Annotated in this window: 17 protein-coding genes; 9 read left to right on the top strand and 8 right to left on the bottom strand. The window is 67.1% G+C overall.

Annotated features, from left to right (window positions below; genetic code table 11):
- From rbbA to ACM1PE_RS24045, 3 genes are read right to left on the bottom strand one after another with little or no spacing between them, the layout of a single operon-like run.
- Positions 1-2,745: a ribosome-associated ATPase/putative transporter RbbA gene (rbbA, locus tag ACM1PE_RS24055; RefSeq protein WP_059371290.1), complete on the bottom strand. Its 2,745-nt coding sequence runs from the start codon at positions 2,743-2,745 to the stop codon at positions 1-3.
- A complete protein-coding gene (locus tag ACM1PE_RS24050) occupies positions 2,745-3,812 on the bottom strand; it encodes an HlyD family secretion protein (RefSeq protein ID WP_059371291.1) in 1,068 nt (355 codons plus the stop codon). The genes rbbA and ACM1PE_RS24050 overlap by 1 nt, the downstream gene beginning before the upstream one ends.
- A gap of 21 nt (positions 3,813-3,833) precedes the next feature.
- A complete protein-coding gene (locus tag ACM1PE_RS24045) occupies positions 3,834-5,318 on the bottom strand; it encodes an efflux transporter outer membrane subunit (protein WP_419341168.1) in 1,485 nt (494 codons plus the stop codon).
- Positions 5,319-5,512: 194 nt separating this feature from the next.
- On the opposite strand from ACM1PE_RS24045, the gene ACM1PE_RS24040 reads away from it, so the two are divergent.
- The gene (locus tag ACM1PE_RS24040; protein ID WP_059371293.1) at positions 5,513-6,130 is read left to right on the top strand and encodes a TetR/AcrR family transcriptional regulator; all 618 of its coding nucleotides are present in this window, start codon (positions 5,513-5,515) and stop codon (positions 6,128-6,130) included.
- Between the two features lie 96 nt (positions 6,131-6,226).
- Positions 6,227-7,801 (top strand): cyclic diguanylate phosphodiesterase, encoded by a 1,575-nt coding sequence (locus tag ACM1PE_RS24035; RefSeq protein ID WP_118931397.1) that lies wholly within the window; start codon positions 6,227-6,229, stop codon positions 7,799-7,801.
- A 3-nt stretch (positions 7,802-7,804) separates the two neighbouring features.
- Here ACM1PE_RS24035 and kch read toward each other — a convergent pair whose 3' ends face one another.
- Positions 7,805-9,016 carry a voltage-gated potassium channel protein gene (gene kch, locus ACM1PE_RS24030; RefSeq protein WP_054452010.1) on the bottom strand — a complete coding sequence of 404 codons (1,212 nt, stop codon included), beginning with the start codon at positions 9,014-9,016 and terminating at the stop codon, positions 7,805-7,807.
- Between the two features lie 429 nt (positions 9,017-9,445).
- Positions 9,446-10,261: a response regulator transcription factor gene (locus ACM1PE_RS24025; protein WP_419341165.1), complete on the bottom strand. Its 816-nt coding sequence runs from the start codon at positions 10,259-10,261 to the stop codon at positions 9,446-9,448.
- 661 nt (positions 10,262-10,922) lie between these two features.
- Here ACM1PE_RS24025 and ACM1PE_RS24020 point away from each other — a divergent pair.
- A complete protein-coding gene (locus ACM1PE_RS24020) occupies positions 10,923-11,318 on the top strand; it encodes a helix-turn-helix domain-containing protein (protein ID WP_118931395.1) in 396 nt (131 codons plus the stop codon).
- On the opposite strand, the gene ACM1PE_RS24015 is transcribed toward ACM1PE_RS24020, so the two are convergent.
- Positions 11,299-12,447, bottom strand: a complete 1,149-nt coding sequence (locus ACM1PE_RS24015) for an acyltransferase family protein (RefSeq protein ID WP_059371297.1) — start codon at positions 12,445-12,447, stop codon at positions 11,299-11,301. The two genes, ACM1PE_RS24020 and ACM1PE_RS24015, sit on opposite strands and share 20 nt — an antisense overlap.
- A 304-nt stretch (positions 12,448-12,751) precedes the next feature.
- Between ACM1PE_RS24015 and ACM1PE_RS24010 the strand changes: the two genes are divergently transcribed.
- The 3 genes from ACM1PE_RS24010 to ACM1PE_RS24000 all read left to right on the top strand — a co-directional run bounded on the left by ACM1PE_RS24010 (position 12,752) and on the right by ACM1PE_RS24000 (position 15,035).
- The gene (locus ACM1PE_RS24010; protein WP_419341163.1) at positions 12,752-13,282 is read left to right on the top strand and encodes an META domain-containing protein; all 531 of its coding nucleotides are present in this window, start codon (positions 12,752-12,754) and stop codon (positions 13,280-13,282) included.
- A gap of 132 nt (positions 13,283-13,414) precedes the next feature.
- On the top strand, positions 13,415-14,212 hold the full coding sequence (locus ACM1PE_RS24005) for an META and DUF4377 domain-containing protein (RefSeq protein ID WP_118931394.1): 798 nt from the start codon (positions 13,415-13,417) through the stop codon (positions 14,210-14,212).
- Between the two features lie 85 nt (positions 14,213-14,297).
- Positions 14,298-15,035 carry a sulfurtransferase gene (locus ACM1PE_RS24000; protein WP_059371300.1) on the top strand — a complete coding sequence of 246 codons (738 nt, stop codon included), beginning with the start codon at positions 14,298-14,300 and terminating at the stop codon, positions 15,033-15,035.
- 72 nt (positions 15,036-15,107) lie between these two features.
- On the opposite strand, the gene metG is transcribed toward ACM1PE_RS24000, so the two are convergent.
- Positions 15,108-17,174: a methionine--tRNA ligase gene (gene metG, locus ACM1PE_RS23995; protein WP_059371301.1), complete on the bottom strand. Its 2,067-nt coding sequence runs from the start codon at positions 17,172-17,174 to the stop codon at positions 15,108-15,110.
- A 252-nt stretch (positions 17,175-17,426) separates the two neighbouring features.
- Entirely contained in the window at positions 17,427-17,702 is a 276-nt protein-coding gene (locus tag ACM1PE_RS23990) for a hypothetical protein (RefSeq protein ID WP_006226181.1), read from the bottom strand.
- Between the two features lie 101 nt (positions 17,703-17,803).
- Here ACM1PE_RS23990 and apbC point away from each other — a divergent pair, with 101 nt between their 5' ends.
- From apbC to ACM1PE_RS23975, 3 genes are read left to right on the top strand one after another with little or no spacing between them, the layout of a single operon-like run.
- Positions 17,804-18,892: an iron-sulfur cluster carrier protein ApbC gene (apbC, locus tag ACM1PE_RS23985; RefSeq protein WP_059371302.1), complete on the top strand. Its 1,089-nt coding sequence runs from the start codon at positions 17,804-17,806 to the stop codon at positions 18,890-18,892.
- 3 nt (positions 18,893-18,895) lie between these two features.
- Positions 18,896-20,788, top strand: a complete 1,893-nt coding sequence (locus tag ACM1PE_RS23980) for an autotransporter assembly complex protein TamA (RefSeq protein ID WP_419341162.1) — start codon at positions 18,896-18,898, stop codon at positions 20,786-20,788.
- Positions 20,785-24,489, top strand: a complete 3,705-nt coding sequence (locus ACM1PE_RS23975; protein ID WP_419341161.1) for a translocation/assembly module TamB domain-containing protein — start codon at positions 20,785-20,787, stop codon at positions 24,487-24,489. Before ACM1PE_RS23980 ends, ACM1PE_RS23975 begins: the two co-directional genes overlap by 4 nt.
- Positions 24,490-24,509: the final 20 nt, after the last annotated feature.

Here is a 24,509-nt window from a genome sequence, read left to right as displayed (position 1 = left end):
TCAGGTCTCCTGTTTCTTCAGCAGCAGCGCGGAGGCGCCCAGGATGACGGGAATGGCGATCAGCAGCGGCCAGAACGAGCCTTGCAGGTTGGAGAAGTCCAGGGCCTTGCTGAAGACGCCGCGGCTGATGGTCAGCATGTGCGTGGCGGGGTAGACCTGGCCGATCAGGCGGCCGGCGCCTTCCAGCGACGACACCGGGTTGAGCAGGCCGGCGAACTGCACCGCGGGCACCAGCGTGCCTATCATGGTGAAGAACAGCGCCGCGATTTGGCTGCGGGTGAAGGTGGAGGCCAAAAGGCCGATGGCGGTGGCCACCACGTTGTAGATCAGCGCGGCGGCAAGCAGGGTCAGGAAGCTGCCGGTGATGGGTACGCCGAACAGCGTCACGGCCAGCAGCGTCATCAGCAGGAAATTCAGCATGGCCAGCGCCACGTAGGGCGCCTGCTTGCCCAGCAGGAATTCCAGCCGCGTCACGGGCGTGACGTACAGGTTGATGATGGAACCCAGCTCCTTTTCGCGCACCACCGCCAGCGCCGTCAGCATCGCCGGCATCATCAAGAGCAGCAGCGGAATTACGGCGGGCACCATGGCGGGCAGGCTGCGCACGTCCGGGTTGTAGCGAAAGCGCGTCTCTATGCCGACGGGCAGGGTCGCGTCCGCGCCCAGGCGTTCGCGCGCCTGCTGCATCAGCCAGCCCTGGTGCATGCCCAGCACATAGCCGCGAATGGTCTCGGCGCGCTGCGGCATGGCGCCGTCGATCCAGACGCCGATCTGCGCGCCGTTGCCGCGCTCCGCGTCGCGCGCGAAGCCTTGCGGAATCTCGATGGCCAGCGACAGTTCGCCGCTGCGCATGCGCGCATCCATCTCCTCGTAGCTCGAAATGGGCGCATGCTCGATGAAGTAGCGCGAACCCGCCAGGTTCAGGCTGTAGTTGTGGCTCAGGCCGGTCTGGTCGCGGTCCATCACCGCATAGCGCAGGTCCTCCACGTCCAGGCTGATGCCAAAGCCCATCACGAACATCAGCAGCAGCGACCCGGCCAGGGCCAGCGTGGCGCGCACCGGATCGCGGCGCAGCTCCAGCGATTCACGCCACATGTAACTCAGCATGCGCTGCAGGCTGAAGCCGCGGTGCTCCGGCGCTTCGGCCGGGCTGGATGCCAAGGCGGGAGCGGCCTGCGCGTCAGCGTCTTCAGGTTTGGTGCCGGCGCCCGCGTCAATCAGGTAGGCGATGAAAGCCTCTTCCAGCGTTTGCGCGCCGCGCATGCGCGTGATCTCGTCCGGAGATGCACTGACCAGCACCTTGCCCGCATGCATCAGCGACATGCGGTCGCAGCGCTGCGCCTCGTTCATGAAATGGGTGGAAATGAAGATGGTGACCTGGTCCTGCCGCGCCAGCGCGATCAGCAGCCGCCAGAAGTTGTCGCGCGCGACGGGGTCCACGCCCGAGGTCGGTTCGTCCAGGATCAGCAGCTCGGGCTTGTGCACCATGGCCACGGCCAGCGACAGGCGCTGGCGCACGCCCATGGGCAGGTTCTCGGGCAAGGTGTCCAGCACTTCGCCCAGGTCGAAGCGCTGCACCATCTCGTCCACGCGCGCGGGAATCTCGGCCTCCGGTACGTGGAACAGGCGCGCATGCAGCACCAGGTTCTGCATCACGGTCAGTTCGCCGTACAGCGAAAACGCCTGCGACATGTAGCCCACGCGGCGGCGGGTATCGATGTTGCGCGGATCGACCTCGGCGCCGAACAGCCAGGCCTGTCCTTCGCTTGCCGGCAGCAGGCCGGTCAGCATTTTCATGGTGGTGGACTTGCCGCAGCCGTTCGATCCCAGGAAGCCGAAGATCTCGCCCTTGCGGATGCGGAAGTTGACGTGGTCCACCGCGACGAAGTCGCCGAAGCGCATGGTCAGGTCGCGCGCCTCGATGGCGATCTCGGCGTCCTCGTCGATGGCCAGCGGCACGATCTCCACCGGCTTGTGGCCGCGGCGCTTTTCTTCCGGCAGCAGGGCGATGAAGGCGGCTTCCAGCGAGTCCGCGCCGGTGCGCTGCTGCAGTTCTGCGGGCGTGCCGGTGGCCAGCACGCGGCCTTCGTCCATGGCGATCAGCCAGTCGAAGCGCTGCGCCTCGTCCATGTAGGCCGTGGCCACGATCACGCTCATGCCGCTGCGTTCGCGCCGGATCTCGTTGATCAGGTCCCAGAACTGCGCGCGCGCCAGCGGATCCACGCCGGTGGTCGGCTCGTCCAGGATCAGCAGGTCGGGGTCGTGGATCAGGGCGCAGCACAGCCCCAGCTTCTGCTTCATGCCGCCGGACAGCTTGCCGGCCGGGCGCGACAGGAAGGCCGACATGCCGGTGCTGCGCGTCAGGCTGTCGATGCGCCGGCGGCGCTCGGCTTCGTCATGGCCGAACAGGCGGCCGAAGAACTGCAGGTTCTCTTCGACCGACAGGGTGGGATAGAGATTCTTGCCCAGGCCCTGCGGCATGTAGGCGATGCGCGGGCATACGTCGTCGCGGTGGCGGCGGCTGGCCATGTCGCCGTCCAGCACGTCCACCTTGCCTTCCTGCACCGCGCGCGAACCCGCGATCAAGGCCAGCAGGCTGGATTTGCCGACGCCGTCCGGGCCGATCAGCCCGACCATGCGGCCCGCGGGAATGTCCAGGGTGATGCCGTCCAGCGCCACCGTCTTGCCATAGCGCAGGCTGACGCCGGACAGCGTCACCACGGGCGCGGTGTCCGGGGAGGCCATCAAGGCACCTTGACTTCAAGGTTGGCGGGCCATTGCGCGTCGGCATCGAGCTTCAGCCAGGCCACGCCCGGCAGGCCGGTCTTGACCTGCTTCAGGTGCCGCCGCAGCAGCTCGGGGCTGATCTGGGCCTTGACGCGGAACATCAGCTTCTGCCGTTCGCTGGCCGTTTCCACCGTCTTGGGCGTGAACTGCGCGGTGCTGGCCACGAAGGACACCTTGGCGGGGATGACGTATTGCGGCGCGGCGTCGAGGATGATGCGCACGTCCTGGCCCAGCGCCACGCGGCCGGCCGCCTGCTCGGGCAGGAAGAAGGTCATGTAGACATCGGTCAGGTCCACCATGTTCAGCACCTTGCCGCCCGCGCCCAGCACTTCGCCGGGCTGCGCCACGCGGTACTGCACGCGGCCGTCGCGCGGCGCGCGCAGCTCGCTGTCGGCAATGTCGGCCTCGATGCGGGCGATGGTGGCCAGTGCGGCGGTGACGGCGGATCGGGCGCCGACCTCGGCGGCGCGCGCGGCATCGATGGCGGCCTGCGCTGCCTTCACCTGCGCGCGCGCGGCGTGCACCGAGGCCTGCGCGCTGCGCACGCGGGCGCGGTCATCGTCCAGCTCCTGGATGGACGAGGCGCCTTCCTTGGATAGCGTCTCGGAACGGGCCAGGCGGCGGCGCGCGGCATCCAGCTCGCTTTCACGCTGCACCACCACGGCCTCGGCGGCCAGCTTGTCGCTTTCGCGTTGGGCGACCTGCGCGCTGGCGCTGGCGGCGCCGTTGACGGCCTGCTGGTGCTGGGCGCGCGCTTCCTCGCGCTGCGCCTGCAGGGTATCGATCTGCATGCGCGCCAGCGGCTGGCCGGCGGAGACGAAGTCGCCTTCGACCGCCAGCACTTCCTGCACCCGGCCGGCCAGCTTGGCGGCCACGTCGATTTCGGTGGCCTCGATGCGGCCGTTGCCGCTGATGAATCCTTCGCCCGGGCCGCGGTCGGACAGCAGCCGCCAGCCGTAGTAGCCGCCGGCGGCGACCGCCAGGGCGATCAGGACAGGGACCAGTTTTCGGGTAGGCAGGCGCATCGGGGATCCTTGGTTATTGGTTTATCGGGGGCTGGCGGCTGGGGCGGGAGTCGAGGCGGTCTGCGCCGCGGGCGCCGCTTGCGTGCCGCCGCCCAGCGCCGCGTACAGGCGGACGCGGCTGGACAGCAGGGCGCGGCGCGTCTGCGCGAGCTTCTGCTGGGCGGCCAGCAGATCGCGCTGCGCGTCCAGCACCTCCAGGTAAGGCGAGGCGCCATGGTCGTAGCGCAGTTGCGCAAGGCGGGCGCGTTCGCTCTGCGCCGCCACGGTGGCGCGCAGCACGTCCACCTGTTCGGCCAGCCAGTAGCGCGCGGACAGCGCGTCGGACACGTCCTTGAAGGCGGTCTGTATGGTCTGTTCGTAGGCGGCCACGGCCTGGTCTCGGCGCGCTTCGGTCAGGTCCAGGTTGGCCGAACGGCGGCCGGCGTCGAAGATCGGCAGGCTGATGCTGGGCGCGAAGTTCCAGGCGCGGCTGCCGCCCGAGAACAGGCCGTCCAGCTCGCTGCTGGCGGTGCCGAACGCGCCGGTCAGGGTAATGGTCGGCAGGAAGGCGGCGCGGGCCGCGCCGATATTGGCGTTGGCGGCCTGGAGCTGATGCTCGGCGGCGACGATGTCGGGGCGGTTGACCAGCAGGTCCGAGGGCAGGCCCGCCGGCAGCTCGCGCATGACTGCGTCGTCATCCAGATGCGTGGGCAGCTTGGGCAGGTTCAACGGCGCGCCCACCAGCAGCTCCAGCGCGCTGGCCTGGGCGGCGCGGGTCTGTTCCAGGTCCGCGCCCAGCGCCTTGGCCTGCTGCCATAGCGTTTCGACCTGGGTCAGGTCCAGCTTGGAGATCGCGCCTTCCTCGAAGCGGCGGCGGAAGATGCGCAGCGACTCTTCGCGCGAGGCGATGGTCTCGCGGGTCAGCGCCAGGCGTTCGTCCAGTTCGCGCAGGGACAGGTAGCTGTCCGCCACTTCGGCGATCAGGCTCAGCGTCGCGGCCCGCGCGGCCGCATCGGAGGCCAGGTAGTTCTGCAAGGCGGCATCCTTCAGGCTGCGTACGCGGCCCCAGAAGTCCAGTTCCCAGCTGGCCATGCCCAGACCCACCTGGTATTGGCTGGAGACCAGCGGCTGTCCCGTGAGGTTCAGGTCGCCCGGCACGCGGGCGCGGGAGCCGTCCGCTTGCACGCCTATGGTGGGGAACTGGTCGGCGCGCTGGATGCCGTACAGCGCGCGCGCTTCTTCCACGCGCAGCAGGGCGCGGCGCAAGTCGCGGTTGTTGTCCAGAGCGGTGGATATCAGCGTCTGCAGCGCCTGATCGGGGAAGTAGGTCCGCCAGCCGATTTCGGCGGCGGCCGCGGCGTGGGCCGCTGTCGCTTCAGGCCCGGGGGTTGAATACGCGGCGGGCACGGGCAGGGCGGGGCGCTCGTAGTCGGGCGCCATGGACACGCAGCCGCTGGCCAGCAGCGTCAGCAGGGCTGCGGGAACGAGGCGCGTGGCGATCGTGGCCGGAAACGGGCGGAGTGTCATGCGGGGTCTCTCCAGCGCAGGGGCCGGGCGCGTCCCAGGGCAGGCTTATGGCGCCGCCTTCGGGGCGGACCCGATACCGGGTTCGTGCTTGCAGATATTGTGCAGTGCGGCGGCTGCGCATTCCTTGATCAGAATCAAAGTAGCGACTGACTGGTCGGTTTTTAATGAATTGCACATGTACAGGGAGCAGAGGGATGGTCATGCAGCGCCGTCGTCTTCCTCCGGCGGTACGGGTCGGGCAGATCCTCGACGCCGCGCTGCAGGAGTTCTCGCAGGCGGGCTATGCCGGCGCCAGGATGGATGACATCGCGCTGCGCGCTGGCCTGTCCAAGGGCGGGCTCTATGCGCATTTCGAGAGCAAGGAAGCGGTCTTCGAAGCCCTGCTGGCGCGCCACCTGAGCCCCTCGCGGCTCGACATCGACGCGGTGGTGGATGGCGCGCAGTCGCCGCGCCATCTGGCCGAACGCATCGTCAACCATCTCTACGTCAGCCTCGGAAATCCGGCCATGATCAGCACCATGCGGCTGCTGTTGGCCGAAAGCGGGCGCGTGCCCCATCTGGCCGCGCGCTGGCGGCAGGAGACCGCGCAGGCGCATCAAACCGACATCGCGCGGCTGCTGGAGCGCGCACGCGACCGCGGTCTGTGCGCCGATTGCGTGGCGCTCAAGCATCCCTGGCTGCTGCTGTCGCCCATTGTTCATACGCTGGTCATGTCCGCGCTGATGGGGCCTGACGAGCGCATCGACCTGCCCGAACGGCGGCAGGCGCATGTGGCGCTGATCTGCGAACTTCTGCGCCAGGGACCCGCCTGACGGAGCGATACCGAGTTCCTTGACGCTGCGCCCGGCTTGGTGTCCTATCCAGAGTGGTCGCGCGGCGGCCATGCACGACCTACGCGGCGAGGTGACATGGCGACATCGGGAGTGACCGGCGACACACCGTCCTGGCGTTATCTGCCAGTGGCCCTGGCTTTGGTGCTACCCATCCTGGCCTGTGTCGGCTGGACCTGGCTGCAGGCGCACAACGCGCAGCGGCTCGAAGGCGAGACCGCCGCGCGCATCGTGCGCGCCCAGGCCGAGAGCATCCTCATCCAATCCCAGGACATGTTGGGGCGGGTGGCGGAACAGGCTGGCAAGCCTTGCGACGAGGTGCTGCCCATGCTGCAACGCTGGGGCGCCCTGAATCCGTATTTCCGTTCCCTGGTCCTGGTGCGCGACCAGCGCGTCTACTGCTCATCGGCGGTAGGCGCCGTGGACGCGTCGCTCGACGATTTCAGCAAATGGATAATCAACGTCGTGTCGGATCACTGGCAGATCTCGGTGGCTGGCACCCCCTTGGCGCCGGAGCGTCCGGCCATCCTGATAGGCAAGTCCGGCGCCGACGGCCATGGCGGCATCGTGGTGGTGGATGGCCGATACGTGCAGGACCTGGTGAATGCCGTGGCCACCATGGACGACCTGCAGCTGGAACTGGTCGTCGGCAGGAACGGCGCGCCGATACGCAGCGATTCCTGGGGTGGCGCGGCGGCGCGCGCGGTGCCGCTGCGCGACGGGGACGACGCCACCGCGACGGGCCTCAGGGTCAACGTCCTGGCGCCGCCCGAAACCCTGGTGCGCGCGTGGTCGCGGTCCATGACGACGTATCTGCCGGTGGCGCTGCTGCTCGGCCTGGGCCTGGCCGTGGCCACGCACCGGCTGCAGGTCAGCAGGCGTTCGGTCAGGGAACGGCTGCGCCGCGCCATGGCGGCCGGCGAGTTCCTGGTGCACTACCAGCCCGTGTATGGGCAGGCCACGGGCCGCTGCGAGGGTGTGGAGGCGTTGATGCGCTGGCAGCGGCCGGGTATCGGGCCGGTACGTCCGGATGTCTTCATCGCCGAGGCCGAAGCCGAGGGCATGATCATTCCGCTGACCCAGCACCTGCTCACGCTGATCGAGCGCGACATGCGGACCTGGCCCACGCCGCCGGATTTCCACATCGGCGTGAACATCGCGGCCGAGCACTTGTCCAGCGCGGAACTGCTGTCCGACGTGCAGTCCTTTGCGGCCCAGGTCGCGGCGCGGCATCCGCTGGTGGTGCTGGAGATCACCGAACGCAGCTTGATCACGGACAACGGGCAGGCACGACGCAACATCGATGCCTTGCGCGCCCAGGGCCTGCGCGTGGCGATCGACGATTTCGGCACCGGCCACTGTTCGCTGTCGTACCTGCAGAAATTTCCGGTGGACTACCTGAAAGTCGACCAGGGCTTCGTGCAGGCCATCGGACCCGCGGGCGAAGAAGCGCCCGTGCTGGACGCCATCATCACGCTGGCGCATCGTCTGGGGCTGTCGGTCGTGGCGGAAGGCGTCGAAACGCCCTATCAATTCGACTACCTGAAGGCGCGCGGCGTGGCGTTCATCCAGGGCTATCTGTTCGCGCGGCCGATGCCGTCGGCCGAATTCGTGCGCTGGTACGCCGGGCATGAACAGCCCGGCGACGCATAGTCCTCAGGCGGCCTTGCCGTTGGGGGCGGCCTTGGCGAAGAACAGGTCGGTGATGCTCTGGCTGTCCATGGGCTCGCCGTTGATGGCGCGGGCCAGCAGCTCGGCGCCCAGCAGTTGCACGGAGAACACCAGGTCGGGGTTCACCCGGCGGATCTTTTCCAGGTGCTTGCTGGTGTTGACCAGCGCGACCGTCTTGGCGCCGTTTTCACCGCAAGCTTCCTTTGCTGCCAGCACGATGAAGGCGTTCTCGGCGTCGTCGTCGCGCAGCGCCAGCACGTAGCGCGCGCGCGTCACGCCGGCGTTGTGCAGCACGTCCACGCTGGACGGGTCGCCTTCGATCAGGTCCGTGGCCGCCGGATATTCCTGCGGCACGCCGGGAGGCACGATGACGGTGACTTCGTCGCCGCGGCGGCGCAGGCCGTCGTAGACGCTCATGGCCAGGGGCGTCGCGCCCGCGATGATGATGTGGTTTTTGCGCATGGCGGTGGAGAACCTGCCTTTGACCAGCCGTTTCAGATTGCCGCCGATCACCGGCCCGGCGATCGCGCTGATGGAGGTGGCGAAGATGGTGATGCCCAGGATGATAATCGACGCGGTGAACAGCCGCGCGGTTCCGGTGTGCGGGGTGATGTCGCCATAACCGACCGTGGACATGGATACGATGGAGAAGTAGAGCGCGGTGGTGGCGTCCGTGATGGGCGGATTGAATTCGTTGCCCAGATAGAGCGTGCCGAAGACCGCGTAGATCAGCAGCGACAGCATGCTGACCAGGGCGAACAGCGAACCGGCGGTCACGCTGGCGCGGTCGAAGCGGCGCCAGTAGGCGATCAACGCGATGACGAGGACCAGCGTATAGATGCCCAGGCCGGCGCGGCCGCTGTCTCCCATGATGGCGAAGGTGCCCACGCCGATCAGCAGCACCAGCGAGAACGCCCAGGCGATGCGCGCCTTGAGGATCAGCCCCAGCGCAATGACCTGCAGCCCCACGCCCAACACCAGGCGCGGTATCTCCAGCAGGCCCACCACGCGCATGACCTCATGCCAGTTGTCGATGGCGAGCCAGAATCCGTACTCGCGCGCCCGCACCTCGCGCAGCACCGGATGCATGAAGGCATAGCCGTCCAGCGCCACCAGGATGGCCAGGCACCAGTTGGGCGGAAACAGCGCCAGCAGTTTGCGCAGGCGGTGCTTGAGAGGAACGGGCAGTGTGGGCATGGCGTTGGCGGGAACGGGTCCCAAGTCCTTTGCCGGCATTGTAGGGGGCGTGCCGCGCTATATCAGATATGTATGGAAGGCTATCAACAAAGAATTACTGGAAACCTGTCCGAGGTCCTAAACTTCGTGCATCAAGCGGCTATCCATGAGGAACGCCGCTGATAAGGGCGGGACGCCCGCTGTTTTAGCAAGCGGACGAATCGCCAGGCGTTGATCACGTTGCAGCCTGTGCAGGGACTAGAGACCCGGCCCAGGTTCACGGTCTGACCGTACGTGAGTATGAGGCACGAATGTTGGAATCGCGTGATCCAGGTAGTAGGCATCAGTGCCGGCTGATGACTCCAGGCTCACGTGTTGTTTTAGCGCGGCGTCTTAGCCTTTCGAGGCAGCGCCGCGTTTTTTTCGTCCAGGCCCGTTGCGGGCCGGACCTCAGATGGACGCGTTCGCGTCCGCCGTTTCGCGGCGCCAGTCGCCCTGGGCCTCCAGGCGGCTTTCTTCCCCGGTTATCCGAAAATCCAGGTCCAGCGCGATGTCCGCTGCGAACATGTAGCCCCAGCCGTGCACGGCGCGGATCGGCAGCGTCATCTGGTTGGCCGTCGCCTTGCGCCGCAAGCGGCTGATCATGACGTCCACGAAACGGCGCCGCGAGATGCCGTTGTCGGCGTCGTCCGCACCATCCGCGTAGAAGGCATCGCGGCTGACCTTGCGGTCGGGCGCGTTCACCAGCCGCGACAGGAAGTCGCGCTCGCCGGTGGTCAGCCCCAGCGTGCGGCCCGCGGGGCTGATCAGGGTCCAGCCTTTGTTCGCAAGGCGCCAGGTGTCGTGCGCGGATTCATCCGGCGTGTGTCCGTCGGCTGCGGAGTCCGCGCCGTCCAGGCCGACCGCGCGGCGCACCAGCGCCTGCAGCGCCGCCGCCAGCTCCAGCCCGGATACGTCCGGCGGCAGGCAGGCATCCGCGCCGCAGAGCAATGTGCGGATGCGGCTTTCGGCATCGGCGAATGCGGCGATGGCGACGATGCCCAGGCCGCGGTCCACGGCGCGCAGCCGGACTGCGGCATTGTGGATGTCGGGCAGCGGCGCCTTCAGCACCACCAGCGGGCAGGGGCGGCGCGAGTATCTGTCGTAGACGTCGGCCAGGTCGTGGCAGCGGCGCACGTTGAAACCCAGGTGCGAGAGGGCTTCGATGAGCCCCGCATGCCGCGCGTCGTCGTGACCCAGAAATATGACATCCAGCGTGTTGTTCATTGATGCTTCCAATGAGGAGACCGGCCTGGGCGGCTGTGCCTGATGCCTAGGCGTGGCGCTGCGTGTCATGCCCGTCTCCCTGTGCTGCGCGCCGAGGCGCGAGAGCGCCGGGCGGTGTTGTTCGGATGGGCGCGAGGCCGGGGGGATTGCCCCTGGTTTCGTGCTTATGCCGATGGCCGCCCATGCTTCGATGCTGCTTGGAAGTCACGCCCGTGTTTCATTTAAACACGGGCGTGTTTTTTTGTGAAGATACGTTTCTGTAGTTTCTGACAGTAACAGAAAGCGTGGGGGCTGCGCCATGGAAACGCTTGAAATACTGTTTGTTTTGGGACGCGGGTGTTAACGCATTATGTATCGCCGATACATTATTTTCGATTTTGAATACGTGAAACGCCATAAACTCGCCAGGCTTTTGCCCCTGCAGTGCGCTTGCAGGCCGAGGGGCGCCGCCGCGTCGTGATACTGGTTGGCCTATGCAAGCCAATGATAGATATGGTCTTTTTGATGCCGCCTCGGCCTTCTGCCAGGCGCTTGGAACCGGCTTGATGCGTGCGCAGGCGGCCGCAAGGCGCGATTTACGGATTAGCCCCGCAATTGGGGTGCAATCCGTTTATTTGGCGCCAGTATTGAGATGTTTTAATCAAAAAATAAATTCTTATTAATGTCTCAGGTTGATCGATTGGACACGTTTAGCCATCGTCTGCGCAACGCAAGAATGCTTCAGGGATGGACTCAAAAGGACTTGGCGGTCGCAAGCAACCTGTCGCAAAGCGCTATCGGCAACTACGAGAGCGGGCAGCGCCGGCGGCCGTCCAGCGACGCCCTCATCAAGCTGACCCGTGCGCTATGCGTCAATCCCATGTGGCTCAGCACCGGCGAAGGGCCGATGCTGAACCCGGAGCCGGGCGCCATCCAGGCGGGCGCGGAGCGTGTGGCGCTCCCTGCCGCCTGGCCGTTCGAATCCATCTCCTATGCCACCTATGCGCGCCTGAGTTCCCAGGAAAAGCGGCAGATCGAACAAGTGCTGGCCGCCTACATCAAGGCACGCGGCGAATAGACCCGAGGGGCTGCGCGGGGGCGCCAGCGGGGCGCCGCCTGGCGTCGGACGCAGGCGCTGGATCGCGGTCGTCGGTGCGCAGGCGGCTGCGCAGGCGTTCGATGGGGTCCGCAATCACGCTGTTGAGCAGGGCCGAGAATGCGATGGTGCTCGTGATCACCAGGGCCATGAACAGCAGCGGCTGATCCAGATGCGCTTCTTCAAGCAGCCACTTAAAGAACATGATCACCAGCGAATGGCAGATGTAGATCGGGTAGCTCAACTCGCCTATCGCCTTGTCGAGCCTGTGGCGCGACTGGAACAGGAAGGCCAGCGGCAGCAACGCCGCGAACAGCAGCACGGCCAGACCGTCGCGCACATTGTGGTTCATGGCGATCGAGAAATGCAGCACACAGTAGGCCGCCAGCACGGCCGTGCCGATTTCCGGCAGGCGCTTGATCCGCTGCGTCCAGGCCTTGTAGCGCGGCAACAGCACCTGGTGCGACAGCGAACCGAGCAGGAACAGAGCGAGTTCCGTCGGGAAGAACCGATACGTCCAGGGATCGCTCAAGCCTATGCCCGTGGCGATCAGCACGCCGCGCAACGCCAGCGATGCGGCCAGCAATGCCAGCAGCCGGCGCGGCGAATGCAGGATGAAGGGAGCGACCAGATAGAAGCTCATCTCCACGCCCAGCGTCCATGCCTGCGGCACCAGCAGTCCTTCGTAAAGCGGAACTTCGCTGTGCGCGAAGCTGCCGGTGAACTTCAGCGCTGAATGTTCGATGCCGAAGAACATCAGCCAGTCCTGACCCATGATGAAAATGTTGGAGAGCACCAGGAACAGCTCGGCGCTGAAGGGCAGCGCGTCGTAGATGCGGAAGAATGCGCCGCCGCTCATCACGTGCGCAGCCAGCGTCAACGCCGCAACGGCAAGATAGATCGGGAACAGCCGCAGGAAGCGGTTTGCATAGAACTTGCCCACCGCGCCTTGATAGTGGTCGGTGGCGGTGAGTACATAGGAAATCAGGAAGCCTGAAATGACGTAGAACAGCTGTACCGCGAGACGGCCGCCCACCAGATGATCGGTGGCGCCTGCGCCCAGATGGTCCAGCACCACCGACAATGCCAACAAGGTTCTCAAAAAGCCCATCGCCGTGTCTCCCCGGATTGATCTTATTTTTGGCCCCCGTGAGGAGCCGGACACCTGCGCCTGCGGTCGTTGCGATCGGCTTCCGCGCTTGCATGCCGGCCTGGCACGGATGGCGATCTGTACTGATTCTGCGCGTCGATGTGCGCCGCCGCCATGGGGCGTTCGATGCAGCAAGGCCATGCAATTGGAGCGTGGTCCCGCAACGCCGTGCTGCTTTTGGATACCGCTTATGGGCTGAGAACACGCATGCGGGACCACAAGGCCGGTTACAGTCGAGGGATGTGTAATTGATGGAGTCCCGTACATGTCCAAGCTCTTGTCCACGCGCTGCCGCCTGATTGCCCCGGCTCTGCTGGCCGCGGCCCTGGCGGGTTGCGCCGGATCGACTGGCGGCGCACGCCCGCAAGGCGCGGCTGCGGCCAACGCCGCCAGCAGCGCGGATTCGCTGGCCCAGACCAGTTGGGAACTGGTGCGTTGGACCCAGGCGGGCGGCGCGCTGCGCGACATTCCCCATGGCGACAACGGCGAACCCGTGCGCCTGACGTTCCTGGCGCAAGGCAAGCAGTACCGCGTCAATGGCTTTTCCGGCTGCAATCGCTACATGGGCACCTACAAGCTCGAAGGCGGCAAGCTCTACATCGACGCCCCAGCCGCCACGCGCATGGCCTGCCCCGCGCAGGAACGCGCCCGTCTCGAGGCGGACTATCTGCGCGGCCTGGCGTCCATCGACACGTTCACGCTGGACAACGGCGGCGCGCCGCGGCACCTGACCTTCAATCTGCGCGGCGGCGACGTGCTGGAGTTCGCGCGGCGCCAGGACCCGCCCACCCCCTGACGCGGCCGGCGGGGCGCGCATCAAAGAGTGTTAAGCCGTGAATAACGGTGCCGGGGCAAGCCTACAATGGCGTGGTCCGGCCCGCTGCCTTGCGCGGGCGCTGCATTCCTCGCTTTTTCCCGGGAGATTCTCATGCCCTTTTCCGCGTCTTTGCGCTGGCTGGCGCCTTGCCTGTTGTCCATCGGCCTGGCCGCCTGCTCCGCGCCGCCTCAGCGCGCCGCGGATGGCCAGGATCCGCGCTTCCAGCCCGCTTCCGCATCCGACATGCTGGCGCAGACCAGTTGGGACCTGGCGCGCTGGACCTTGCCGGGCGGCGGCTTGCGGCAGATTCCGCACCCGTCCTCCAATTCGCGTCCGCTTACGGCGAGCTTCATCCATGACCAGGGCTCGCCGCGCATCTCCGGTTTCTCCGGCTGCAACCAGTACAACGGTTCCTACACCGTCGCCAACGGCTTGCTGATCGTGCAGGGACGTCCGGTGTCGACCAGGATGGCCTGCGCGCCGCAGAACATGAAGCTGGAGCAGGATTTCCTGGCCGCGCTCACCAGCATCACCGCCTCGTCGGTGGACAACGCCAACAATCCGCAGCGCATGACCTGGGTGCTCAGCTCGGGCGACCGGCTGGACTTCGGGCGTCGCACCGACCCCATCGCGGGCGGCCAGCAGGGGCCGACCAAGCTGGTCTACGTGAACTCGGAGCGCGTGCCTTGCACCGCCGGCGCGGGCCGCGCCATGTGCTACCAGGTGCGCGACAGCGCCGGGCAGCCCTGGCAGCTCTGGTACGGCGAAATCACGGGCTTCAACTTCCAGCCTGGCGTGCGTTACCGCCTGCGCGTGGTCGAGGTCCGCAACCCGAATCCGCCGGCCGATGCGTCGACGGTGCAATGGGTGCTGGACGCGGTAGTCGAGCAGGAAATCGTCAATCGTTGAGCGGGATCAAGCGGGGCGGCGGGTGGTAAAAACCGCCCAGCGTTTACTATTACGCCTTTCGTCGCCCGCTTTTTTCCGCGTTTCCATGACTTCCGTCGTCAATATCGCCGCTTACAAATTCGTTTCGCTGGATGCCCTGCCCGAGTTGCGCGCCCGCCTTCTGGACGAGGCCGGCCAGGCCGCGCTCAAGGGCACCATCCTGTTGGCCGAAGAGGGCATCAACCTGTTCCTGGCGGGTTCGGCGGATGGCATAGACGCGTTTCTGCGCACGCTGCGCGCCGATCCGCGCTTCGCCGACCTGGAAGTCAAGTTCAGCCATAGCGCGGCAGTGCCGTTCCGCAAGCTGCTGGTGAAGATCAAGCGCGAGATCATCCGCATGGATCATCCGGCGATCCGCCCGGAAGCGGGCCGCGCGCCCGGCGTCGATGCGAAGACGCTGGCGCGTTGGCTGGAGGCCGGCGTGGACGACGCCGGACGGCCCGTGGTCATGCTGGATACGCGCAACGCTTTCGAGGTCGACGAGGGCACCTTCACGAACGCCATCGACTGGCGCATCGAACGCTTCACCCAGTTTCCCGCTGCGGTACAGGCGCACCGCGCCGAGCTGGAAGGCAAGACCGTGGTCAGCTTCTGCACCGGCGGCATCCGCTGCGAAAAGGCCGCGATCTACATGAACGAGGCCGGCATCGAACACGTCTACCAGCTCGACGGCGGCATCCTCAAGTACTTCGAGGAAACCGGCGGTCCCGGCTATGACGGCAAATGCTTCGTCTTCGATGAGCGCATTTCGCTGGATCCGGCGCTGGCGCCCAGCAAGGCCTGATGTACCGCGCTCAATGACAAAAAGCCCGCCGATTTGAACTGGCGGGCTTTTTGCATTCAGCGGGGCGCGGGATCAGCGCACGCGCATGCCGGGCTTGGCGCCGGGGAACGGTTCCAGCACGTAGATGCCGGCGTCCACGGACTCATCCGCATGGCTGGCGGCCAGCACCATGCCTTCGGATACGCCGAACTTCATCTTGCGCGGGGCCAGATTGGCCACCAGGACGGTCAGCTTGCCGATCAGGTCTTCCGGCTTGTAGGCGGACTTGATGCCCGAGAACACGTTGCGGTGGCGGCCTTCGCCCGCGTCCAGCGTCAGGCGCAGCAGCTTGGTCGAGCCTTCCACGTGTTCGCAATTGACGATCTGCGCGATACGCAGGTCGACGCGCGCGAAGTCGTCGATGGAGATGGTCTCGGCGATGGGCTCGCCGCCAGGCACCACCACGGGGGCGGCGGGCGGCTCGAACAGGTCTTCCAGCATCTGCGGTTCGACGCGCTGCATCAGGTGCTTGAAGGGCGCCACGCGCTGCGGCAGCACGGCGGCATCGGCCCAGGTGAAGGGCGCCTGCGCGCCGAACAATTCCAGGGCCACGCGTTCGGCCAGTTCGGGCAAGACCGGGGCCAGCATCACGGACAGCGCCTTGAAGCCCGCCAACGAGCGCGAGCAGATGTCCTGCAGGGCGGCCTTCTGCGCGTCATCGGCGGTGGCGATGCCCTTGGCCAGCACCCAGGGCTGGGCCGTGTCGAACGCCTGGTTGATGCGATCGGCGTAGGCCATGATTTCGCGGATGGCGCGGTTGTATTCGCGCGCCTCGAACGCGGCGCGGATGGACTCCGCCTGTTCGGCGTACTCCGCGGCCAGCGCCGAGGTGTCGCCCGAATAGCCGAGGACTCCATCGAAATGCTTGGTGATGAAGCTGGCGGCGCGGCTGGCGATGTTGACGTACTTGCCGATCAGGTCGCTGTTGACGCGGGCGATGAAGTCCTCGGGGTTGAAGTCCATGTCTTCGACCCGGGCGTTCAGCTTGGCGGCGATGTAGTAGCGCATCCATTCGGCGTTCATGCCGAGTTCCAGGTAGCGCAGCGGCGAAATGCCGGTGCCGCGGCTTTTGGACATCTTTTCGCCGCTGACAGTGATGAAGCCGTGCACGTTCACGGCGTCAGGCGTCTTGCGCCCGGCGAACTTCAGCATCGCGGGCCAGAACAGCGCGTGGAAATACACGATGTCCTTGCCGATGAAGTGGACCTGTTCGGTGGGGCCGGCAGGATCGAGCAGCGCGTCGAAGTCCATGCCCTTGACCGCGCAATACGACTTCAGCGAGGCCAGGTAGCCCACGGGCGCATCCAGCCAGACGTAGAAGTACTTGCCCGGCGCGTCCGGGATCTCGATGCCGAAGTAGGGCGCGTCGCGGGAAATGTCCCAGTCGCCCAGCTTGGCCTCGCCATCGTCCGAGCCCAGCCATTCGCGCGTCTTGGCCAGCATTTCAGGCTGCAGGTGCTTGCCGCCGGCGGCGTTGGAGCCGGTGGTCCATTGCTGCAGGAATTCCACGCAGCGCGGATCGGACAGCTTGAAGAAGAAGTGGTCCGAGGACTTCAGCACCGGCGTGGCGCCGGTCAGGGCCGAGTATGGGTTGATCAGCTCGGTGGGCGCGTAGACCGCGCCGCAGACCTCGCAGGAATCACCGTACTGGTCCTTGGCGTGGCACTTGGGGCATTCGCCCTTGATGTAGCGGTCGGCCAGGAACATGCCCTTGACCGGATCGTAGAACTGCTCGATGGAGCGGGTTTCGATCAGGTCCTGGGCCTTGAGCGCGCGGTAGATGTCCTGCGACAGCGCGACGTTCTCGGCCGAATCGGTCGAGTGCCAGTGGTCGAAGCGGATGTGGAAGCCGTTCAGGTACTGCGGGCGCTCGGCGGCGTAGCGCGCCACCAGGGCCTGCGGCGTGATGCCTTCCTTTTCCGCCTTCAGCATGATCGGCGCGCCGTGCGCGTCGTCCGCACCCACGAAGTGCACCGTGTGGCCCGCCATTCGCATCGAACGAACCCAGATATCGGCCTGGATGTACTCCATGATGTGGCCGATGTGGAAAGATCCGTTGGCGTAGGGCAGCGCTGTGGTGACAAAAAGGGTGCGAGACATGGTTGTCTTTGGAGGTTGAGGGAAAAAAGGGGTAGGCCGGCCATTTTAGGGCAACCGCGCAGACTTGCCGGACAGCGGCCCATCAATGGCTCAACCCGCCCTTCGCGGCAGGCGAATCAGGCGGGTTGCGAAAGAATGCGGGAATGGGCGCCAATACAGGGGAGCCGGCCGTCCGGCAATTCCGCCGTGCGGACGCACAAACCCATGGCCCGCTTGCGCCGCGCGCGGCGCAAGCATGCGGGAAAGCCGCCGTCAGCGGATTTCGCGGGCTTCGACGTCGATCACGTCGCCGCGCGGCTGCGTGGCGAAGGGGGCGGTGGCGGACTGGAACGGTCCCGGGCGGGCGCCTTGGCGCTGGCTCCAATAGGCGCGCACGCCGAAAGGTTTGCCGCGCACCTTGGCGACCACGTACAGGATCGCCACGGCGATCGCCGTGGAAAGCATGAACACCAGCGCCATCGCCATGCCGATCAAGGCCAGGGCGGCGAATAGGACGGCACGAAAGAAGCGGATAAGTGTGTTGGTCATGAAGATCGGATGCAAAACGCAGGGAAAGGTTCCCGGGTATCCGCTATCCTTTAGGGGATGGCGGGCCGCAGAAGCCGCGCTGCCTACGGAACCATAGTGACATGAGTATAACGATAGAACAAATTCGCGCCGCGCTGCGCGCCGCGCAGGACCCGAATACCGGTATGGATTTGGGTGTTTCTGTAAAAGATCGTGACATCAAGCTGGAAGGCGGACGGGTTTCGCTGGCGCTGGAGCTGGGGTATCCCGCCGACGCCGCGCGCGCCCAGGTCCGCGACATCGCCGTGGCGGCGCTGGCCGCGGCCGGCGTGGCCGATGCCCAGGTCGAGGTGAGCTGGAAGGTCGCCGCCCATGCGGTGCAGAAAGGCCTGAAGCCCTTGCCCAATGTGCGCAACATTATTGCAGTGGCATCTGGCAAGGGCGGCGTGGGCAAGAGCACCACGGCAGTGAACCTGGCCCTGGCCCTGGCGGCGGAAGGCGCCAAGGTGGGTGTGCTGGACGCCGACATCTACGGCCCCAGCGTGCCGACCATGCTGGGTATCTCGGGCCGTCCCGAAAGCCTGGACAACAAGAGCATGGAGCCGCTCACGGGCCACGGCCTGCAGGCCAACTCCATCGGCTTCCTGATCGACGCCGACTCGCCCGCCATCTGGCGCGGCCCGATGGTGACGCAGGCGCTGGAGCAACTGCTGCGCCAGACCAATTGGCGCGACCTCGATTACCTGATCGTCGACATGCCTCCCGGCACGGGCGACGTGGCGCTGACCTTGGCGCAGAAGGTGCCGGTAGTGGGCGCCGTCATTGTCACCACGCCGCAGGACGTGGCGCTGCTGGACGCGCGCAAGGGCTTGCGCATGTTCCAGAAGGTTGAGGTGCCGATCCTGGGCGTGGTCGAGAACATGGCCATCCACATCTGCTCGCAATGCGGCCATGCCGAGCATATCTTCGGCGAGGGCGGCGGCCAGCGCATGGCCGAGCAATACCAAACGCCCTGGCTGGGCAGCCTGCCGCTGACCCTGGCGATCCGCGAACAGACCGATGCTGGCTCGCCGACCGTGGTGTCGGATCCGGGCAGCGAAGCCGCGGCGCTGTACCGCGGCATTGCCCGTAAGCTGGCGGCTGGCGTGGCGGCGCTTCCCCGCGACATGGCTGGGAAATTCCCGTCCATCGTCGTGCAGCAACCGACCTGACGCATGCGGTGGGCAGCCCGCGCCTTCTTGGCAGGACTTGTGGTGATGACGGGCGAGGCATTGGCCAAGCGCCCGGAAATCATTGTGGACCCCGGCGGCGTGCCGCCGGCCGCCCTGCAGGCGATTACCGAAGCCGTCGATGCGATCGCGCGGCTGGCGGAGGACCAGGACGGCGGTGAAATCAACCGCCTGCGCCGCCGCGCGCGCGACGCGACGCTGGCGGCCCTGGCCACCCAGGGCTATTTCTCGCCCACCGTGAAGCTCGAGGCCGGCACCGATATCGGCGGAGAAACCTGGGACATCAGCATCGTCTCGGGCAAGCGCACCACCGTCGCATCCGTGGACCTGAATTTCACCGGCCGCATTACCCGGCCCGAGTTCGCTGCCCGGGTGCAGAAGCTGCGCGACGACTGGCAGTTGAAGACGGGCCAGCCCTTCATCAACAGCGACTGGAACAAAGCCAAGTCGAGCCTGCTGGACGCGGTGTCATCGCGCGACTTCATGCTGGCGCGCATGACCGCGTCGCAGGCGGAAATCGAGGCCGATACGGCGTCGGCCGCCCTGCGCGTCACGATAGACAGCGGTCCCCAGGTCCGCATGGGCGAACTCACCACCGAAGGCCTGAAGCGGGTGCCCGAGAAGCTGGTGGAGCGCTATGTGCGCTACTCGCCGGGCGCTGCCTATGACCAGGACAAGCTGGACACCTGGCAGCAGGACCTGCAATCGACCGCGTTCTTCCGCGGCGCGTTCGTATCGCTGGAGCAGCCGGGCCAGGCGCAGCCGACGCCAGGACCCAACGCCGACCGCGCACGCGCGCCGGGCTCGACCGATCTGGCCGCCTCCACGCCGGCAGGAGATCCTTCCGTGTCCGGCGGCATGCCGCCGCCAGCGCCCGCCTACGACTCGAACGGCGAAGTGACCCTGCCGGTGCAGGTGCGGGTGGTGGAAGCGCCGCCCAAGCGGTTCACCGGCTCGATAGGCGTGGACGACGAGGCCGGCCTGCGCGTGGAATCGCTGTACCGGCAGAACGTGGTCTTCGGCCAGCCGCTCACCATGGAGACGGGCTTCAGCGTGGACCGGTTGCAGCAGCGCGTCTACGCGGACTTCCTGTTGCCGCCGAATCAGCGCGGCTACAAGGATTCGTTCGGTGTGCTGTACGACCACTCCGACATCCAGGGGCTGGATGTGACGCGCTACGCGTTGGGCGCGACGCGCCTGCAGGAGCGCAAGGGCGCGGGCAACAGCCGGGTCGAATACGAAACCCGCTGGGGCCTGCTGCTGGCAGAGGATCACGTGAAGATCGACGGCGGCGACCAATACAAGCTGCCGACCCTGACCGCCACGGCCGAATGGCTGCGCCGCGATGTGGACAACAAGTACGACCCGCGCGAAGGCAATCTGATCGCGGTGGGCGGCGGCGTGGGCGTGACGCTGGACTCCGGCGAACCCTATACCCGCGCCCGGCTGCGGGCCCAGAAATGGTGGCCCATCGGCAAGCTGGACGTGCTGACCGTGCGTGGCGAAGTCGGCCGGGTGTGGTCCAACAGCAAGGTGCGGGTGCCGGATGATTTCGGTTTCCGCACCGGCGGCGCGCGTTCGATCCGCGGCTACAAGTACCAGAGCATAGGCGTGCAGCAGGATGACGCCGTGGTGGGCGCGCCCACGCTGCTGGTCGGCAGCATCGAGTACGACCACTATTTCAATGAGCGCTGGGGCATGGGCGTGTTCGTGGACGCGGGCGACGCCGCGGAATCGTTCGGCGCCATGTCGATGGCGGTGGGCTACGGCGTAGGCGCCCGCGTGCGCACGCCGGCCGGGCCCTTGTTCCTGGATGTGGCCTACGGCCAGCGCGACCGCGACCTGCGTCTGCACTTTTCCTTGGGGATCGCGTTTTGAAGGGCCTGCGCAAATTCCTGCGCCATGTGCTGGTGTGGTGGTTGCCTGGCCTGGCCATGCTGGCTGTGCTGGCCGGCGGATTCCTGTTTTGGCTGGTCGGCTCGCAGAACGGCACGCGGCTGCTCCTGACCACGGCCGCCCAGCAACTGAACGGCCAGGCGCTGGACGTGAGCGGTTCGCTGCTGCGTGGCGTGTCGGTGGGCAAGCTGGACCTGGACGCGGGCGGCACCCGCGTCGACATCACGGACCTGCACCTCGACGTGAACTGGCGCGCCCTGGGCGACCGCCTGCTGCACGTGCGCGATGTCTCGGCGGGTTCGGTGTACATCGGCCTGGCCGCGTCGTCCGAGACGACGCCGGCGGAGGACAACGGCGAGCCGTTCTCGTTGCCCGAACTGCCGGTGGACATCGCCGTGGACCGGCTGGCGCTGGGCGACTTCCAGCTGGAACAGGACGGCGCGCCCTTGCCCGTGACCCTGGGCAATCTGGACGCCACCTTTGCCGCGGGCAAGCAGGGCGCGCAGCTACGCATCGCCAGCCTGAGGGTGGGACACGAGGCTGCGCAAGCGGACATCTCCGGGCAGGCCGAGCTGCAAGGCATGGCCGATCCGTGGCCGTTCGCCGCTCGCCTGGACGTGACCGCGCGCGGGACCGGCCCCGATTCTCCGCTGTGCGAAGCCGACAAGCTGAGCGGCGTGTATGAGCGTCAGGCGGAAGCTGCCAGGAAGCCGGAACCCAAGCCAGGCGCCAAGACCAACCCCAAGGCCGAATCGAAGGACGAATCCAAAGCCGGGGCCAAGGCGGATCCCAAGGCCGCGCCTTCCGAGCCGCCCCGGCCCGCTTGCCAGGTGGTGCTGCGCGCCGATGCCGCCGGTTCCCTGGATGGTATCCAGGCCAAGGTGGACGGCGAGGGCTCCGGCCTGCTGCTGGACTTGACCGCCGACCTGGCCCCGCGCACGGCGCTGGTGCTGCGCAGCGCCCGGGCGCAGGCGCAATTGCCAGACAAATCGACCCTGACCGCGCAGCTCGACCTGCAATCCGATACCACGCAAGGCTCGGGCCGCGACCGCATCGCGGGCACGATAAGCGCCCAGCGCCTGGACCTGTCACCCTGGCTGGGCAAGGATATTCCGCCTGCGGTGCTGACCGTGCGCGGCGACGTGCAAGCCGACATCGAGAACCTGAGCCAGCTGCGTCATGCCGCGGTCGATCTGCGCTTCGAAGAGGGCACGCGCTGGAACAAGCAGCCCCTGACCGGCGCGCTCAAGGCCCAGGTGGATATCGCGGCGGCGACCGATAGCGGGGGACCCGCCGCCGCGCCGAACGCCGCCGCCGCGCCCGAGGCCGATCCTCTGGCCGGGCTGCGCATCCACGGCCTGGACGTGGACCTGAAGCTGGGCCGCAACCGAGTCCAGGCCAAGGGAGAGCTGGACGCCAAGGACGGCGCGCTGTCGCTGGACGCCCAGGCGCCCCAGCTCGACGCGTTCTGGCCGGGCATTCCCGGCGGCGCGGAATTGAAGGGCAAGCTGACGGGCACGCCGGCTGCGCATCGCGGCGAGCTTGCGGCCGGCTACACGCCGCCCAAGCCGCGCGCGGGCGTACTGGGCGAGGCGCCCGCCAAGGCCAACATCGTTTTTACCGGCGCCTGGGGCAAGGGTCCTGCGGGCACGCCGGATGCCGCTCTGCCGGGATGGCGCGGCACGTTTTCGCGGCTGACGGCCGAGACCGCCGGCTTCGCAGTGGCCGTGGACCGGCCGGTCACGCTGGCTTTCGTGCCGTCCGCCGTGGAACCGCAATGGCAATGGCAGGTGGGGCAGACGGCGCTGAGCCTGACCCTGCCCGGCAAGGAACGCGTGGTCCTGGCGCACCAGGGGTCGCGAGGCGGCGGCAAGCGTTGGGAAACCGCCGGGCAGGCCGACAACCTGGTGATCACGGCCGCCATGGCGCGCCAGGTGATAGGCGCCGTCGATCCCGAGGCTGCGGCCAAGCTGGGCAAGCGGCCCGGCCGCGTGAACGCGATGGTGCCCGAGGGCCAGCGTCGCATCGCGCTGGACGTGTTGTGGGACCTGAAGTTCGACGGCCGGCTGGGCGGCCGCGCGCGCATCGCGCGCCGCGAGGGCGACCTGCTGATACCGGGCGATCCTCCCATTCCGCTCGGCCTGAAGGCGCTGGTGCTGGACCTGACCGCCACGCCGACCTCCGCCAATGCCAGCCGCCTGGACGCCAAGGTCAACCTGGCCACCGATAAGATGGGCCTCATCAACGGCACCGGCACCGCCGTGCTGGTGGTGGATGCCAAGGGCGGCATGGCGCTGGACCCGCGCCAGCCGCTGCGCGCCAAGCTGGACGCCGATATCGCCGACCTGGCCTGGGTCGGCCTGTTCGTGGGCGACTCGATGGAAGTCGGCGGCACGGTCAAGGCCAATCTGGAAGCCCAGGGCACCCTGGCGGGCAAATGGTCGGCCAGCGGCAACATCCGCGGCGACAAGCTGCGCGTGGTGCGCATCGACGACGGCGTGCGGCTGATCGACGGCACTTTGTCCGCGCGCCTGGAGGGCGACCGGGTGGTGCTGGAAAGCCTGCGCTTCCCGGCTTCCCTGCGGGTGATGCCGGCCGAATGGCGCACCAAGGAGTGGATCACCACCAATCCCGAGGCCAAGGGCGGCTACGCCGAGGCCAAGGGACAATGGAATTTCATCGACGGCGGCGGCGATATCCGGCTGACCCTGTACCGCTTCCCGGCGCTGCAGCGCTCGGACCGCTACGCCATGGTTTCCGGGGTCATCGACGTGAAGGCTGCCATGCCGCGCATCGACATCGTGGGCGACCTGAAGGCGGACGCGGGCTGGTTCAGCCTGGAAATCCTGCAGGGCGTGCCGTCGCTGGACGACGACGTCAAGGTGCGCCGCCCGGGCGACGACCCCGGCACGGTCTCCACGCCGCTGCAGACCAGCATGAACCTGAAGTTCGACATGGGGCCGCGCTTCTACATCACCGGCATGGGGCTGGACGCCGGCCTGCTGGGCTCCATCCAGATCATGCTGAACGATGGGCGCCTGACCGGCGTGGGCGCGCTGCGCACCCGCGGCGGCGGCATCGAGGCCTACGGCCAGAAGCTGCGCCTGAGCCGCGGCACGCTGACCTTCCAGGGCCGTCTGGACAACCCCTTGCTGGATATCGAGGCGCTGCGCACGGGCGAACAGGTCGAGGCGGGCGTCAAGGTGGTCGGCACGGCGCAGCGGCCGCGCATCGATCTGGTGTCGTACCCGGACGTCAGCGACGTGGAAAAGCTGTCCTGGCTGCTGCTGGGCCGAGGTCCTGACGAAAGCGGCGGCGACGCGGCGCTGCTGATGTCGGTGGGTACCGCGCTGCTGGGCGGCGGGCAGCCGTTCTACAAGCAGTTCGGGTTGGACGACGTCAGCATCAAGACGGGCAACATCGGCAGCTCCGGCAGCATCCTGCCGGACCGCACGGTGGCCGGCGACGTCAACCGGGACAGCGACAGCCAGCTGGCCACGCAATTCCTGGTGGCCAGCAAGACCTTCGCCAACGGCATCACGCTGAGCGTGGAGCAGGCGCTTTCCGGCACCGACACCGTGGGCCGGGCCAGCTACCGGCTGGCGCGCGGCCTGTCGGTGGACCTGAAGGGCGGGGCGGTCAACGGCATCGCGCTGGTCTACCGGACCTTCTGGGGGAACTGAGGCGGAATCGGGCGGCACGC

Origin of the sequence: Achromobacter sp. PD1 (genome assembly GCF_048541815.1) — a bacterium.
GTDB classification, from domain to species: domain Bacteria; phylum Pseudomonadota; class Gammaproteobacteria; order Burkholderiales; family Burkholderiaceae_B; genus Achromobacter; species Achromobacter bronchisepticus_A.
The sequence above is the reverse complement of the archived record's forward strand: the minus strand, read 5'-3'. Positions and strand labels throughout refer to the sequence as shown.